Here is a 13,989-nt window from a genome sequence, read left to right as displayed (position 1 = left end):
CTGCTTTGTTTAATCCTACTGTTTAACTGTGATTTAAACAGTACTAAATAATCAAATGATTTGCAATAGAACAGTATCGATCGTGAATTAGTTAAAAATGGGTTGACAATTGCTGGGTACGCGAGTAAGATGAACGAAATAACTTGAAGGGAGGCCGAAACAAATGTCCGTAAATATGATGATTATCCGACAAACCAACTTCATAGCTAACGTCCATGCGGGTCGGCCTCAGCGGAACCAACTGCTGTAAGTCGAAGGATTATAGGTCAGCTGTGCGCTGTCTATACTGACTTGCAATAGCTCTAATTACTTAAGAAGCTATGGACGATGCTCGAATGTCCGTAGCTTCTTTTTTGTTGCCAAAAAAACAAAGGAGGGCTTCGGATGAGCGATTATAAAGCTAAAATAGCAGCGGAGCTGCGCAAAATAGAAGCGGAGGAACGCGTGCGTATCGTGTATGCCTGTGAGTCAGGCAGCCGCGCATGGGGCTTCCCGTCGAAGGACAGTGATTACGATGTAAGATTTATTTATGTACGGGAGACAAATTGGTATTTATCGATTTTTGAGCAGCGCGATGTGATTGAACGCCCAATCAGCGACATGCTCGATATTAACGGCTGGGATTTGAAAAAAGCGCTGAATTTATTCCGCAAATCGAATCCGCCGCTGCTGGAATGGCTGCAGTCGCCAATCAACTATATGGAGGAGACGACGGTAGCGGAGCAAATTCGCAATCTGCTCCCGGCGAGCTTCTCGCCGCGCTCCAGCATCTATCATTATTTGCATATGGCGAAAGGGAACTTTCGCGAGTATTTGCAGGGCGACCAAGTGAAAATTAAAAAATATTTCTACGTGCTGCGCCCGGTGCTCGCCTGCCAATGGGTTGAAGAGCGAGGCACCGTACCTCCTCTGTCATTTGAGGAGCTGGTGCATGAGCTGCTGCCGGATTCTTCGCTTAAACGCGAGGTGCTCACGCTGCTTGAACGCAAGAAAGCAGGCATCGAGCTGGATTTGGAGCCGAAAATCAGCGTAATTAACGATTTTCTCGCGAGGCGTATCGCCTATTACGAGGAAGTGGCAAAGCAAGCGCCAGCTTCGGGGCAGAAGCAGGATCAAGCACTGGATGAACTATTTCGCTCGGCACTCCGGGAAGTATGGGGGCCGGGCACGGAATAGAGCGGCAGGCAAGGCGGCAGGGCGCAGCCGCAGCCGCAGCATAAGAAACGAGGAAATTTAATTGATGTTACACAACTATTATCAACAAGTGAAGCTGCCATCGGGGCAGGTGCATGTATATGCGGGGCCGGAGCTGTTTGCTGCGCTGGATTATAAAGTTTTTGAGCTTGCCAACAACAATTTGCAAATACCGAATCAAGTTTATATGGGCTACACGCCTGACGTTCATGTTGGCGTAGGTACGTGCATTGGAACGACTGCAGTATGGAATATGGAAGACGGCTATGTCTCGCCTTCCATTGTCGGCAGCGATATTGGCTGCGGCATGCGGGTTCATTTGACCAATTTGCACAAGGATGAATTGAAGGATGTGAAGCTTCGCCGCAAGCTGGTGAAGGCGATTGAGAAATATTTGCCGATGGAAGAGCATGGGCGGGGCCATTTTTCAGATATTCGCTTAGAGCATGTTGTGAAAAAAGGATTGCACGGCTTGCCGAAAAAATATATTCCGGATGCTTATACACCGCGCAAAGCGACTTCGCTGACGCATGTGGAAAGCAGCAAATTTTATGTGGATGGCGGCGCGCTGGGCTTATTCCCGGAACGGGTATGGCATCGCTCGCATCGCCAGCTCGGCACGCTTGGCGGCGGCAATCATTTTGCTGAAATTCAGGCGATTGAAATTCCTGAGGAAAACCGCGAAATCGCGGATGCTTGGGGCTTGAAGGACGGTCAGGTCGTCATCATGATTCATTCCGGCTCGCGCGCATGGGGTGGCTCGGTAAGCCAATATTGCAGCAGCAATATGACTAAAATGATGAAAGCCGAAGGGCTGGGCACCGCTGATCCCAAGCTGGTGTTTGCGCCGCTTGCACATCAACTGGGCAAAGATTATGTAGAGCTGATGTATTCCGCTCTGAATTATGCGGTCGTCAACCGCCATCTCATCGCTTATGCGATTCGCGAGGCGGGGAAGGATGTTTTTGGCAGCAAATTTGAAATGTCGACGCTCTATGATCTCATGCACAATTATGCATGGGAGGAAGAGCATGACGGGCATTCGTATTTCGTCCATCGCAAAGGGGCGACAAGAGCGCTCCCTGCACAGCATCCGGATAACCCTGAGCCATACAAGGAAACAGGGCATCCGGCGCTCATTCCCGGCTCGATGGGCTCCTCCTCCTACATTATGGTTGGCAAGGCGGGTGGACGCGACAATTACCACTCCATCTGCCATGGCGCTGGTCGTATCCGCTCGCGGAGTGCGAGCAAACGGCTCATTACAGTTGAAGAGTTTGCCGCATCAATGCGGGTAGGGATGGAGGACGAAATTGTTCTTAACCAGCGTTCGCTAGAGTCGATGGTCGACGAGTCGCCGCAGGCGTACAAGGATGTTGATCAAATTATTGAGAGTGTCGTTGGAGCCGGACTTGCCGAGGTTGTGGCCAAATGCAAGCCGCTGGCGACAATTAAGGGGGCTTAAGCGATGTTAACGGATAAAAGGGAAAAAAGCCTCAGCAAGATGATGACCAAAATATTGCGGCATGCGCCCGAAAAGTTCGGCATCCTGCTCGATGAAGCGGATGGCTCCTGCTTGCTTAGCGAGCTGCTGGCCGCCATTAATCGGCAGCCGGATTGGAGCAGCATGACGGAAGCGCATATCCGCTATGTTGTGGAGCGCTCCTCGAAGCAGCGCTTTGAGCTTGCAGACGGGCGCATCCGCGCCCGTTATGGGCATAGCGTGCAAAAGGTGAGCTATCCGGCTGCGGTGCCGCCGGAAGTTTTGTATCATGGCACGAATGAAGCGGTGGTGGCGGCTATTTTGCGCGAGGGCATTCAAGCGATGGGCCGCCAGTATTGCCATCTGTCGGAGGGGCTGGATTTTGCAGCCCTTGCGGGCAGCCGAAGGGGCAAACTTGTGATTTTGGCAGTGGATACGCAGCTTGCCGCGGAGCTCGGGGTTGTTTTTTATTATGCTGGCAATGAGGTGTGGCTGGCTGAGGAAATTCCGGCGGCATGCTGCCGGAAATATGATTTGCCGATTGATACGGTGAAAAATTAGGTAAAAGAATTACAATTTTCGCTGAGGTAATCGCAGCCATTTTTTGGTGCGAATGTGAAGCTCCCATGAAATCCCTAGGGGATTCGCACCTCAGAAAATGTCGATACGTGTCGAATTTGAATAACTCTCTAAAATGTCAAGGTTTTAATCATATACGCTTAGCATTATTGTTCTTGAAAAGATCGTGAATTGATGCCATGATTGGATCAATTGTATGTAATTTCGCTGTCGCACTCCGTATGGAGTGCGTGGATTGAAATCAGCAGATACGGTATTGATCAGTAAAGTTGAGCTCGTCGCACTCCGTATGGAGTGCGTGGATTGAAATCATTCCAAAATCGCTGACAACTACAACTAGCTTGTCGTCGCACTCCGTATGGAGTGCGTGGATTGAAATGTGAGCAGCAGCTTCTACGCGCTTACTGCGGCAATGTCGCACTCCGTATGGAGTGCGTGGATTGAAATGAGAGTCGATGAACGTGTCTGCATCTAGCTTTAATGTCGCACTCCGTATGGAGTGCGTGGATTGAAATTTTGTCATAGTAATACCGCTCTGACTTGCTTAGCAGTCGCACTCCGTATGGAGTGCGTGGATTGAAATTAAGTGTAACCTTTCCTGTTCGGTCATTAACCTTGTCGCACTCCGTATGGAGTGCGTGGATTGAAATATTATGCAAATTGGCCTAATGGCGGAAGTTTGAATGTCGCACTCCGTATGGAGTGCGTGGATTGAAATATCAGCCTAATAATGATCTTATCAGCTGCCGTGTACGTCGCACTCCGTATGGAGTGCGTGGATTGAAATATATCTCCGTATCAGGCAACTATGCTGGCGTGGATAGTCGCACTCCGTATGGAGTGCGTGGATTGAAATGGCTAAATTGGGGCATATCATCGCTGGTTTGATGTCGCACTCCGTATGGAGTGCGTGGATTGAAATACGTCGGATATGGCTTCCTTGATTGTTTTATAATCGTCGCACTCCGTATGGAGTGCGTGGATTGAAATTCTGAATTATAATGCAAACAAATGTTCCTATACAAGTCGCACTCCGTATGGAGTGCTACGAGAAAAACATTTTTATGGTCGCACAATAAGGCAACAACAAATGACTGAAACATCTGTTGCATCTCGTCAGACTGCGTTTTTCAAACAAATCAAAAAGAGTATGAAGGTTTTAATAGCCTCCATACTCTTTTTATGTTCGGCAGGGAAAGGAATTTCAGGCTGCCGAATTTATAATTCGTCTGGCGATAAGCCAGTAAGGTAAGGCTTTATCCTTTTTTGATGCCGTTGTTCGTCAAGCAGCTGTGCCATCTGTTGTTGGACGCGTTTCGTCTGCTCGGTCGCGAAGGCAGGATGGGCGAGATTGCGTGTTTCAAGCGGGTCAGCGGTCAAATTATACAGCTCGTATTCCTCAGCAACAGGAACGGTTTTGATAGCTGCAACATAGCAGATATTAGAGGCAGAGAGTGACACGGAGGCTGCACTACCGATATGCTGAGCGGTCGGCTGAAAAGTTACGTCTCTAGCTCCCGGCTCGCTCCAAAACTGCTCGTTATCATAATAGCGGGAATACTTCCATAATTGTTTGTTGTTATCGTTATAGAGAGGGGCAATTACCGTTTCAATATGATTGGGCTGAACAACGGAAGGAAATGGTATTCCGATTGGGTTAACTTGGTGCTGGCCCCGCGTAACGTCGTCGTCGATCATAAAATAAATCGGTGATTCTACGGGCTCGGATGTGTTTTGCCCTAAAATAAAGCTGGACAGGTCACGGCCGACAAAGGGATGGGCCTCGCTGAATTTTTTTTTGCAAGCGGCTTTGGATGTCTCCTACGTTAGCCTGGGCCAGCCCAAGCATAGTCGGGAGCAGATCAACATGGCTTGTAAGGGTATTGAAAGGCTTTGACTCTGGCTTCGGAAACAGCTGCTTGCTGTGAATGACTAAAGGGACATGGAGCATTTCTTCATAGGCAGAGGATTGGACAAGCGCTTCAAGCACTTTCTGCATTTGCATATCGGCTTGTTTTTGCATATGGTAATAAAGCTTGCGGTAATGAGGCTCATTAATAATGGGCTGCAGCGCGCGCGGGTAAATTTGCTGGTAGCTTTTTTGGCAGCGCGGTTTCGTATCTAAAGGTTCATTTTGGGTCGGCGCTGGCGCGACCGGAGGCATTGGCCCTATGTCGAAATTGAAGGCAGGCAGCTGTGCAGCGAGAGCCCCGTATAAAACAATATCATGCGGGTTCACAAATGAAGACACAACGAGCCATGGCTTTGCCGCATCATTTCGCTCTTTCTCATGGGCAATAGCCTGAATCAGTGAAACCACTTCGGAGGCATAGACGATATCTCGGCCGCTCAGCCCTTTAGCAGCAGACGAGCCGGAGTTTCGCGGGTCTCTACCGTGAGGCTCTGGGCCAATCCAGCCGGAAAATCCGAAATCGTCCATTCGATTGGCATGCAAATACAGCTCCTCCCGTGCTCGATCTGGAATACCGTTATCGGGGGAATAGCTGAGGACGCTTTGATGCGTGCCAGGAATAATGATATCTTGGTAGGAAAAATGCCATTTTCCCTTATAATAGGTTTGGTAACCTGCCTCGCGAAAATAGTTCCCATGCGTAGGCACCGTATTGCTGCCCAGCCAAAACATATCCGAGTCAAACGGATCCTTGGCAATCCCTGTTGTTTGGCTGACCCCGTGGAGCGAAGGATATTGCCCGGTCATTAACGTAGCTCGGCTCGGACAGCAAGCAGCACTTCCGATATAATGCCTGTGAAATTCCATGCTGTGCGCTTTTCTCAGAAATTGCTGGTCAACGAGATTTTCCTTGCTCCATTGCTTAATTTCCGCGTTCTCATAGATGGGAGGATAGCGCTCCTCATCGACGAGAATGACAAGAAAATTAGGCTTTTTTCTTGAGAGCGGTTGGCTGTTCACGACAGCACCCCCCCCCAGGGTATAATTTTAACCCTAGATTATGCGGCAATGGCTTGGAAAAGAAGAGGCCCAGCGCATGGAGTCTGAGCCGTGACGTAATGCTTTTCGAATAAATACTTTAAGCTACTTTTCTATGTTCAATTTGAGCAAGGCATCATCGATGGCCATCTGACCTGTTACATCTAACTCATTTAAAGCTTCCTCAATCGTTAAATCATCCGAAATTTCTGATTAGGAATGGGCTTGAGTTCATAGAAAGGAGACAGGTCATGATCGCCTATAGGGTTCATATAGTCGGTTACTGCGGGTAAGCCATAATTCGTTTTGTTTTTTGCAATTAATCGGCTGTTTGATGAATCATGAGCAATAAAATCCATTAATAATGCCGCTTCGTCGTGATGCTGTGCGTTTGTTGAAACGCCAAAAATATCATATATGGAGTAGGAAGAAGAATACTCTGGATTAGCGGGATCGATGGGGGCAGTGACCACCCCCCAAATTTATCTCGGTTCCATTTTCAAAATGGGATAAGGTGTCAAAGTCATAAGCAATGCTGTGCGATACGACTGTCATGGCAACATCTTGTGTGATGTAAGCTCTGAAATAAAAGAGCCTACCTATTCGGTAGACTCGATGAACTTCACTTTGAAGAGCTACTATGAATCTCACTTTTCGTATTCATGTATTCGATAAATCATCATGCCCTGCTCACTGTACATTTAAAATAACTTGGTTGCAGCCACTACTTTTTGCGGCTCTTCATACCAGCCTTTTGTGCCAATACCCAGCTCTCCAGCATTATTGCTTGAACCATAGGTCAATAACCGGCCTTTAGACACCCAGTAATAATTCTCTCCATAAGCTGCAATCGCTGTAACGTTTTTATTCCCCCCGTCCTGCTCTAGCAAACGACCCATTGACTTTCCTTCGTATAATAATTCTTTTTGTGTCGTTATATAAAGGCTTAATCGTCCAGTAGTTGAAACTGTACTATAATCTAATTTTTCTTTTACGGGTCCAACATAGGTATTGGTCGCTCGATAAGGCTTCTGCCTAATATTGCTAACCAAGCTTTGCGAACTATTCCAGCGCCACAGCCCTTTGTTTTTATCGATTCCGATTAACGTATCTCCATTAAATGAATCTCCGCCTGCAAACACTTTAGTAATACCTGAAAAGCCGGAGATTTTTGAAGCGGTAATAGTGCCTTCTTTTTTTGGACCTGACCAGTACCACACAGAGCCATCTTTTTTGGCTGCAAATCCCCGATCGTTGCTAACACCTACAGATATAACATCGCTAATATTAACCTGCCACACTAGCTTTTTATTTTTCGTGACGTTGCTGGAGCCCCACTCCCCGAGGTGGTATACTTTTCCACTCGATGTCCAAATAACGACACTCTTATTATATGCAGCGATTTCTTTGATAGGCTCTTGGATCAGGTCTAAAGGAAGTGGCTTATCCGAATCGGCTGCTGCCCCTAAACGCGTTAGTTTACCCCAGCCGTAAAGCTTGCCCTCTTTGGTTAATGCGAGAGAAAATTCATTCCCAGCAGCTACTTGTATCGCAGATTTAATAGTCGTAATTTTAAAAGGGGCAAGAACATCCTCCGTACTGCCGCTTTTAACTTCATGCTCTTTATTGCTTCCCCAGCCATAGATATCACCTTGTTTATTTAGCGCAAGCACATGACTGCTATTTGCAGATAAAGCGATTGGGTCTTTTATGCTTTGAATGTGATTTACAGCAAAACTGAGGGCAGCCGTTTTTCCAATTCCCAGTTGACCGCCATTATTTCCACCCCAGCTCATTAAGGTTCCATCTATTTTAACTCCAGCATAATGCAAACTATTATTAATCCATGTCGTACCGCTAGCAATTATTTTGTAGTCATTAAAGGGGGTGAAAGGGTCATTCGATATTTGTTTGCCGGCAGCTTCATACTGATAATACCGTCCATCTTCCTTCATCACATATCTCATATTTTGAAAAGTGCTAATGACACCGCTGGCGACTTTTTCAGGTAGGCTAACCTTCTTATCCTTCGTATCTGTATAACCCCATAAATCATAGGCTTCCGTAAGCAGCAGCGGCCCAGCATCCTGTGAGCCAATATCCATTACTTTGGGAAAGCCCTTTAGCTCTTGTGGGTTATCTGTGCTTGCTAATACATGCTGTAAGATGCCTGTATCTGTTGATTTTCCTTTTTGTTTATAACTAAGTGCTACACTTACATCCTTCCATGCCCAGACAGACCCATCATTTTTTAATGCGAGATAGGAATCGCCATAGAAGGATAGGCCGATCAAAATTTTTGTGACGCTTTTCAGGCCCTTTACCTGATTGGTTTTAATTTGTGCTTTCGTTATTTCCGTTTCATAAACATCATGGTAGGGTTCATTGAAAGGTAAAACCCATTCGGTTACCGTTCCATCTTTTTTTAAAACCATCCCATGCCCTTGTCCACCTACTTGTACTTGAACAGCTCCCTGGAGCTCTTTCATTAAAATAGGAGAAGAAATATTATGACGCCATAAATAGACTTCGCCTTTTGTTGTCAATACTGCTGCAGTTGAATAGTTGGCAGCTATTTGTTTGACATTTTTAAACTTCGTTATTTTTTTCGGAGCAGTCGAATTGCAGACTTTAGATGAATCGCATAGTGCCTGCGGAATGCTGCCCCATGCCCATAACTGTCCATTAGAATCAACAGAGTAAGTAACTCTATCTCCGAGAGCCAGACGGTTTTTTAAATCCTGTATTTCTTCTCTCGTTTTTGTGCTGTCAATGCTGGATTTTGTTTGATCATATTCCAAGCTGCTTTCATATTTTTTTAGCAGAGTGCCAGGTTCTGTATCCACTGTTCCATAGCGGGCACCTGTAGGACTTTGGATTTCAACAATGGGCCTTACACTGATATCGAGTGGTTCAGTTACAACTTTAAAGTAGCCTTTAGCATTGAGTGGGGTTTGCAACGTTTTGATTAAGGTATATCCGCTGCTTGGATCAATAAATTCTAAGTCCACGGTTAAATTTGCGCTATTGATGATGATCCCTTCGACCGTTACAACCCGATTGGAGTCAAATTTTACATAGTATTCGTACGATCCTTCCAAAGAGAAGGGGACTGGGGTTGTACTCAATCTTGAATGATCCACCAAGCCTTGAGCGAATATAGTATTTGAACAAATAAAGCAAATAACAAATAGACTCAGTGATAAACTGCTAAACCATTTTTTCATCTGTTTTCCCCCTGATTATGTATAAAATCGAGATGTTCAATTCACTTTAGCTGATCCATAATCTAACATAAAGGACGAACACAGTGACAAACATAACTCGTTCTTATTATTTGGTCAATATATTCCCTTATTTTAATCATAAAAGAAATCTCATCATAAATGCTAGATTCCTGCAACTTTTTCCATATTAGTTCGTCTAATTTTTTATGGAAAAAATTGAAATTGTAAAGAGAAGAGAGGTTGCAATGATTCAAAAAAAGACACAATGTCAGGAGAGTATGATGAAGAAGATAGGGTTCTTAATGGTATTATTTATGTTTTTAGTGGCGTTCCCAAACGATAGCTTTGCAGCAGCGGTGGATACGAAGGTGATTTTGGACGGAACAGAGCTTGTGCAGCCTGAAAATACGAAAGCCGAAATCATTGACAAAAAAGTCATGATCCCAATTCGGATCGTATCGGAAAGCTTGGGCTACGACGTGCTCTGGGATAAGCAGGCACAGACGGTCACGATTAGCAAGGAAGGCACGCTCATTGAAATGACGGTAGGCCAGAAAGCGGCAAAGATCAATACGGCTGCCATAGAAATAGATGCTCCTCCTGTGATTAAAAAAGGAACAACGCTCGTTCCGCTGCGCTTCGTAGGCGAGCAGATGAATCTCAAGGTTGGCTGGAACAATACGACGAAGACGGTCACTTTAACGAGCCCGATTCCAGAAGTGGTCATCGATGAGGGGGAAACGGACCCGGTTATTCCGCCCTCTTCCGGCACGGGAGGCACCATTATTGATGGAGCTATCCCGAGTGGCGTGTCAACAGTAAGCGCTATCAGCTTTAATGACAACCGCCTTATCGTCACGACAAGCGGCAAAGTAGGGCCGAAAATTTTCGCGATGAAGGCGCCGGATCGCCTCGTCATCGATTTGCCAAATTCGGCTTTTGCACCGTCGTTTGGCGATGGACAAGCTTTGAATGGCAGCCAGATGGGCGAGCTTGTCATTACGGACAGCTCAGATGTTACGAAGGTGCGTTATTCTTTGTTTACCCGCGAGCCGTCGGCTATTCGCATCGTTTTGGATTTGAGACAGGCGACCTCCTATCAGCTTGTCAGCGATGATTCTGGCCTTTATGTCGTAGACCTTAATGTGGACGGCGACGTAGGCGGTCCGCCGATTGTGCCGCCAATCAGTTCAGACGGCAAAAAAATCGTCGTCATTGATCCCGGCCACGGCGGTGTTGAGCCAGGCAAGGTGGCGCTGACAGGGCTGCAGGAAAAAATAATCAATCTGAAGCTTTCCTTGAAGGTCGAGCAGCTGCTGAAGCAGGTGTCTGCCATTAATGTGGTGATGACGCGAAAGGATGATACTACACTTAGTCTTTCGAATCGTGCGAAGCTGGCAAATGCACTGAATGCCGATTTGTTCGTCTCCCTGCATGCCAACGGCTACACGACAACCACAGCTTCAGGCACAGAGACGTATTATGCGCGGGATTCGAGCATACCATTAGCTAAGACGATTCATCGCTATTTGGTGGAAGCGACTGGTCTGAGAGATCGCGGAGTGAAATATGGCAACTATCACGTCATACGAGAGACAACGATGCCGGCGGTTCTGCTCGAGACAGGCTTTATGAGCAATGCGTCGGATTTGGCGGTTATTACGAATGAAACGGTGGAAATGCGTATGGCAAAAGGCATCGTTGAGGGAATTAAAGAATATTTGGGTATTAAATAGTACAGCTTGTTTCTTTCAATTCCTGAGGGAGGTGGAGTTTGAATGAACACAAAGATTGCTATTGCGGCGCTCCTATTAATCGTTATGACGACAGCCGGCTGCGCGGACAAGTCATCAGCCCATCCGGCGCAAGAGGTTACTCTAGATGCTACCCAATCCAAGACGGTCACAGCAGCCACAGTCGTGGAGCCGCAGCAAACGGCTGAGGCTCCGGTATCTGCTGCGGAAGTGAAGAAGCGGACAATTGAAGTTTTTTTCTCAGACCCGCAGGGGGAAAAGCTTGATAAAGCGGGTGTGCAGATTTCTTTTTCCACACCTGTAGAAAAATATACAGAAGCCTTTAAAGCTTTGCAGCAAAGCAACAATGCCGAGCTGATACCACTCTGGTCGAAGGAGATCGAGCTGAAATCCGTCCATTTTAAAAACGGAGCGCTCACGCTCGACATTCATATGCCTGACACGGCGCGTCTCGGATCTGGCAGTGAAATATTCGCTTTGGATGCTTTAACATGGACGCTATTTCAATTCGTAGAAGTGAAAACAATTGATTTGCTCGTCGACGGGGAGCAACTGGAAAGCTTAATGGGACATGCCGATTTGGAGCATCCCATTACGAGAGGGAAATAAGCTTGATGAAAGCCGATACTTGCATCGCTATGTTTCATAATCTCTTTTAAGAGGTAAAGAGACATATAACCAAAGAGGAGATGATCATATGACAGCTTCAAATAACGGTTTAGGCGATAAAATAAAAGGCAAAGTCAATCAAGTAAAAGGCGAGATTAAAGACCAGATCGGCAAAGCGACGAACAATGAATCGCTGCAAGGAGAAGGCAAGCTGGATAAAGCCAAAGGTATCGCCCAAGAAAAAATCGGCGAGCTCAAAAATAAAATCAGCAGGTAGATGGCGGCTGCAAGCTTGGCTATAGCCGCATCGTTCATCAAGAAGCCAGCCCTCACAGTCTGTGGAGGCTGGCTTCTTGCGGCGCATAACGATCAGGCAGGAGGCGAGCGTACCCGCAAAGCATTGCAAGATAATTGCAAGGTACAGTAATGCATGGCTAACCAAAGTAAAGGAGCATTCGCCGCTGCTGTGCAGGTCGGCAAACGCTCCTTTGCTTTGCGCTATTTTAAAAGTGGTCAGGCGGCATTTCGGTTGGGAAGTCCGTTTCGACATTCGGTGCAGGCACAGGCTCAATCTCGGGTGTTGGAGTGCTGGGATTCATTTCGGGCGCGGGCTGCTCGGGCAAAATCTCAGGTGGGTTCGGCGGTATGAGTTCCGGCGATTTGTCTGGATTCGGCTCTGGTAAATCGATCGGCTTTTCGTTATGAATAGACATCATATACCCTCCTCTCGCTTATTCTTTACTTACCCAAACTTGCCTTCGGACTAACCAAGAGCGGGAAACGATGGTATTATGATGGGAGAACAGACTTATTAAGATGCAGGAGATGAATAATGGATTTTACAAAACTGAATTCCTTAACGAAATATCCGAGTATCCTCACCTATCACCAGCTTGGGGAACGCGGCCGTTTAAACGACACATTAACCGAAGGTGAGGCCTTCGATTCGGATAAGCCCGTTTATGTTTATGAAAAAGTAGACGGGGAAAATGCGCGCATAATTTTGCTTCATAATGAAGCCGGGACGGACTATTTTATTGGCTCACGAGAGGAGCTGCTGTTTGCCAAGGGGGACCGAATTGGCAATCCCTATGGCAATATGGCGGCTTTGCTAACCCCGATTGCGGAGCGGATGCAGGCCAGCTTGGCGGATGGTAAGCTTGGACTTACCGTTATTTATCAGGAGAGCTATGGCGGTAAAACAAAGGCGGCCAAAAATTATACGTCCAGCGGCAGCCAAGGCTACCGGGTATTCGATCTGTTTTCGCTGACGCATGAGGAGCTTAAGCATTTGCTGGAACTGCCGATTGACCAAATTGCCAAGTGGCGCGATCATGGCGGCCAGCCTTTTTATAAAGAGGCGGAGAAAGCAGCATTTATCGAGCGCTGGAGCCTCGACGCTGCGCCGCTGCTGGCTGAGCTGGGTGGAGCTGCGTTTCCGGTCGGGCTGGAGGAGACGAGCCGTTTTCTCAGCGATTTTGCGGCCACGCGTGTAGGAATGGATGCATCCGGAAAGTCAGAAGGAATTATTGCACGAACGGCTGATCGCAAAATGATTCGTAAAATCCGGTTCGAGGATTACGAACGAACCTTTAGAAATGCGCCGAAGGCATGAACAATTTGCTAGTGTCGGGCTACCGCGCGCATGAGCTGAACATTTTTAATCAAAAGCATGAAGGCATTGCCTATATTAAGCAGGCGATTACGAATAAGCTGCTGCCGCTCATTGATGATGGCTTGCAATGGGTCATTACGCCGGGCCAATATGGCGTTGATCTATGGGCATGTGAAGCCGTCATCGCGCTTAAGCCGCAATACCCGCAGCTCAGGCTTTCTATTATTACGGCGTATAGCAATCCGGAAGAGAAGTGGAAGGATGACAAGAAGGAATATTATGAGCAGGTGCTGAAGGGCGTCGATTATTATGCGTCGGTCAGCGACAAGCCTTATGACGGCATTTGGCAGCTGCAGGCGAGGGATGAGCTGCTGTTTCGCAAAACCGAGGGTATTTTGCTCGTGTACGATGAGGATGCGGGGGAAGGAAGTCCGCGCTACTTCAAGGAGCGTGCGCTCCGCCGGCAGCAGGCCGATGGTTATCGCTACATCAGCATCAGCTCGGATGATATTCAGAGCATTGCGGATGAGGCGAATTATCGGGATATGGACTAGCATAATAAGGCTGCCACTCGTTAG

General features: G+C 47.1%; 13 protein-coding genes and 1 CRISPR repeat array. Of the genes, 8 read left to right on the top strand and 5 right to left on the bottom strand.

What is annotated here, in order from left to right:
* Positions 1 to 384 precede the first annotated feature (384 nt).
* The 3 genes from AC50Y5_RS25055 to AC50Y5_RS25045 all read left to right on the top strand — a co-directional run bounded on the left by AC50Y5_RS25055 (position 385) and on the right by AC50Y5_RS25045 (position 3,238).
* A complete protein-coding gene (locus AC50Y5_RS25055) occupies positions 385 to 1,176 on the top strand; it encodes a nucleotidyltransferase domain-containing protein (RefSeq protein ID WP_494864081.1) in 792 nt (263 codons plus the stop codon).
* A gap of 64 nt (positions 1,177 to 1,240) precedes the next feature.
* A complete protein-coding gene (locus AC50Y5_RS25050) occupies positions 1,241 to 2,659 on the top strand; it encodes an RtcB family protein (protein WP_056039685.1) in 1,419 nt (472 codons plus the stop codon).
* Positions 2,660 to 2,662: 3 nt separating this feature from the next.
* Positions 2,663 to 3,238 (top strand): RNA 2'-phosphotransferase, encoded by a 576-nt coding sequence (locus tag AC50Y5_RS25045; protein WP_056039686.1) that lies wholly within the window; start codon positions 2,663 to 2,665, stop codon positions 3,236 to 3,238.
* Between the two features lie 227 nt (positions 3,239 to 3,465).
* Positions 3,466 to 4,246: direct repeats of the CRISPR family, unit length 33 nt; unit sequence GTCGCACTCCGTATGGAGTGCGTGGATTGAAAT.
* A gap of 228 nt (positions 4,247 to 4,474) precedes the next feature.
* Here the strand turns inward: AC50Y5_RS25045 and AC50Y5_RS25040 are convergent.
* From AC50Y5_RS25040 to AC50Y5_RS25025, 4 genes are all read right to left on the bottom strand, one after another.
* Entirely contained in the window at positions 4,475 to 4,954 is a 480-nt protein-coding gene (locus AC50Y5_RS25040) for a hypothetical protein (RefSeq protein ID WP_494864080.1), read from the bottom strand.
* Between the two features lie 61 nt (positions 4,955 to 5,015).
* The gene (locus AC50Y5_RS25035) at positions 5,016 to 6,188 is read right to left on the bottom strand and encodes a sulfatase-like hydrolase/transferase (RefSeq protein ID WP_494864079.1); all 1,173 of its coding nucleotides are present in this window, start codon (positions 6,186 to 6,188) and stop codon (positions 5,016 to 5,018) included.
* A gap of 209 nt (positions 6,189 to 6,397) precedes the next feature.
* Positions 6,398 to 6,679, bottom strand: coding sequence for a hypothetical protein (locus tag AC50Y5_RS25030; RefSeq protein ID WP_494864078.1), 282 nt, complete (start codon positions 6,677 to 6,679; stop codon positions 6,398 to 6,400).
* Positions 6,680 to 6,907: 228 nt separating this feature from the next.
* Positions 6,908 to 9,433 (bottom strand): RCC1 domain-containing protein, encoded by a 2,526-nt coding sequence (locus AC50Y5_RS25025; RefSeq protein WP_494864077.1) that lies wholly within the window; start codon positions 9,431 to 9,433, stop codon positions 6,908 to 6,910.
* Between the two features lie 278 nt (positions 9,434 to 9,711).
* Between AC50Y5_RS25025 and AC50Y5_RS25020 the strand changes: the two genes are divergently transcribed.
* The 3 genes from AC50Y5_RS25020 to AC50Y5_RS25010 all read left to right on the top strand — a co-directional run bounded on the left by AC50Y5_RS25020 (position 9,712) and on the right by AC50Y5_RS25010 (position 12,073).
* A complete protein-coding gene (locus tag AC50Y5_RS25020) occupies positions 9,712 to 11,169 on the top strand; it encodes an N-acetylmuramoyl-L-alanine amidase family protein (RefSeq protein WP_235533250.1) in 1,458 nt (485 codons plus the stop codon).
* 42 nt (positions 11,170 to 11,211) lie between these two features.
* Positions 11,212 to 11,796, top strand: coding sequence for a GerMN domain-containing protein (locus AC50Y5_RS25015; protein ID WP_494864076.1), 585 nt, complete (start codon positions 11,212 to 11,214; stop codon positions 11,794 to 11,796).
* Between the two features lie 88 nt (positions 11,797 to 11,884).
* Positions 11,885 to 12,073: a CsbD family protein gene (locus AC50Y5_RS25010; protein WP_056039699.1), complete on the top strand. Its 189-nt coding sequence runs from the start codon at positions 11,885 to 11,887 to the stop codon at positions 12,071 to 12,073.
* 226 nt (positions 12,074 to 12,299) lie between these two features.
* On the opposite strand, the gene AC50Y5_RS25005 is transcribed toward AC50Y5_RS25010, so the two are convergent.
* Positions 12,300 to 12,509 carry a hypothetical protein gene (locus AC50Y5_RS25005; RefSeq protein WP_494864075.1) on the bottom strand — a complete coding sequence of 70 codons (210 nt, stop codon included), beginning with the start codon at positions 12,507 to 12,509 and terminating at the stop codon, positions 12,300 to 12,302.
* Positions 12,510 to 12,628: 119 nt separating this feature from the next.
* Here AC50Y5_RS25005 and AC50Y5_RS25000 point away from each other — a divergent pair, with 119 nt between their 5' ends.
* Together AC50Y5_RS25000 and AC50Y5_RS24995 are read left to right on the top strand one after the other, a co-directional pair.
* Positions 12,629 to 13,411 carry an RNA ligase family protein gene (locus tag AC50Y5_RS25000; protein ID WP_056039704.1) on the top strand — a complete coding sequence of 261 codons (783 nt, stop codon included), beginning with the start codon at positions 12,629 to 12,631 and terminating at the stop codon, positions 13,409 to 13,411.
* A complete protein-coding gene (locus tag AC50Y5_RS24995) occupies positions 13,408 to 13,965 on the top strand; it encodes an SLOG family protein (RefSeq protein ID WP_056039706.1) in 558 nt (185 codons plus the stop codon). The genes AC50Y5_RS25000 and AC50Y5_RS24995 overlap by 4 nt, the downstream gene beginning before the upstream one ends.
* Positions 13,966 to 13,989: the final 24 nt, after the last annotated feature.

The organism is Paenibacillus sp. JT22N7, assembly GCF_059383875.1.
The sequence above is the reverse complement of the archived record's forward strand: the minus strand, read 5'-3'. Positions and strand labels throughout refer to the sequence as shown.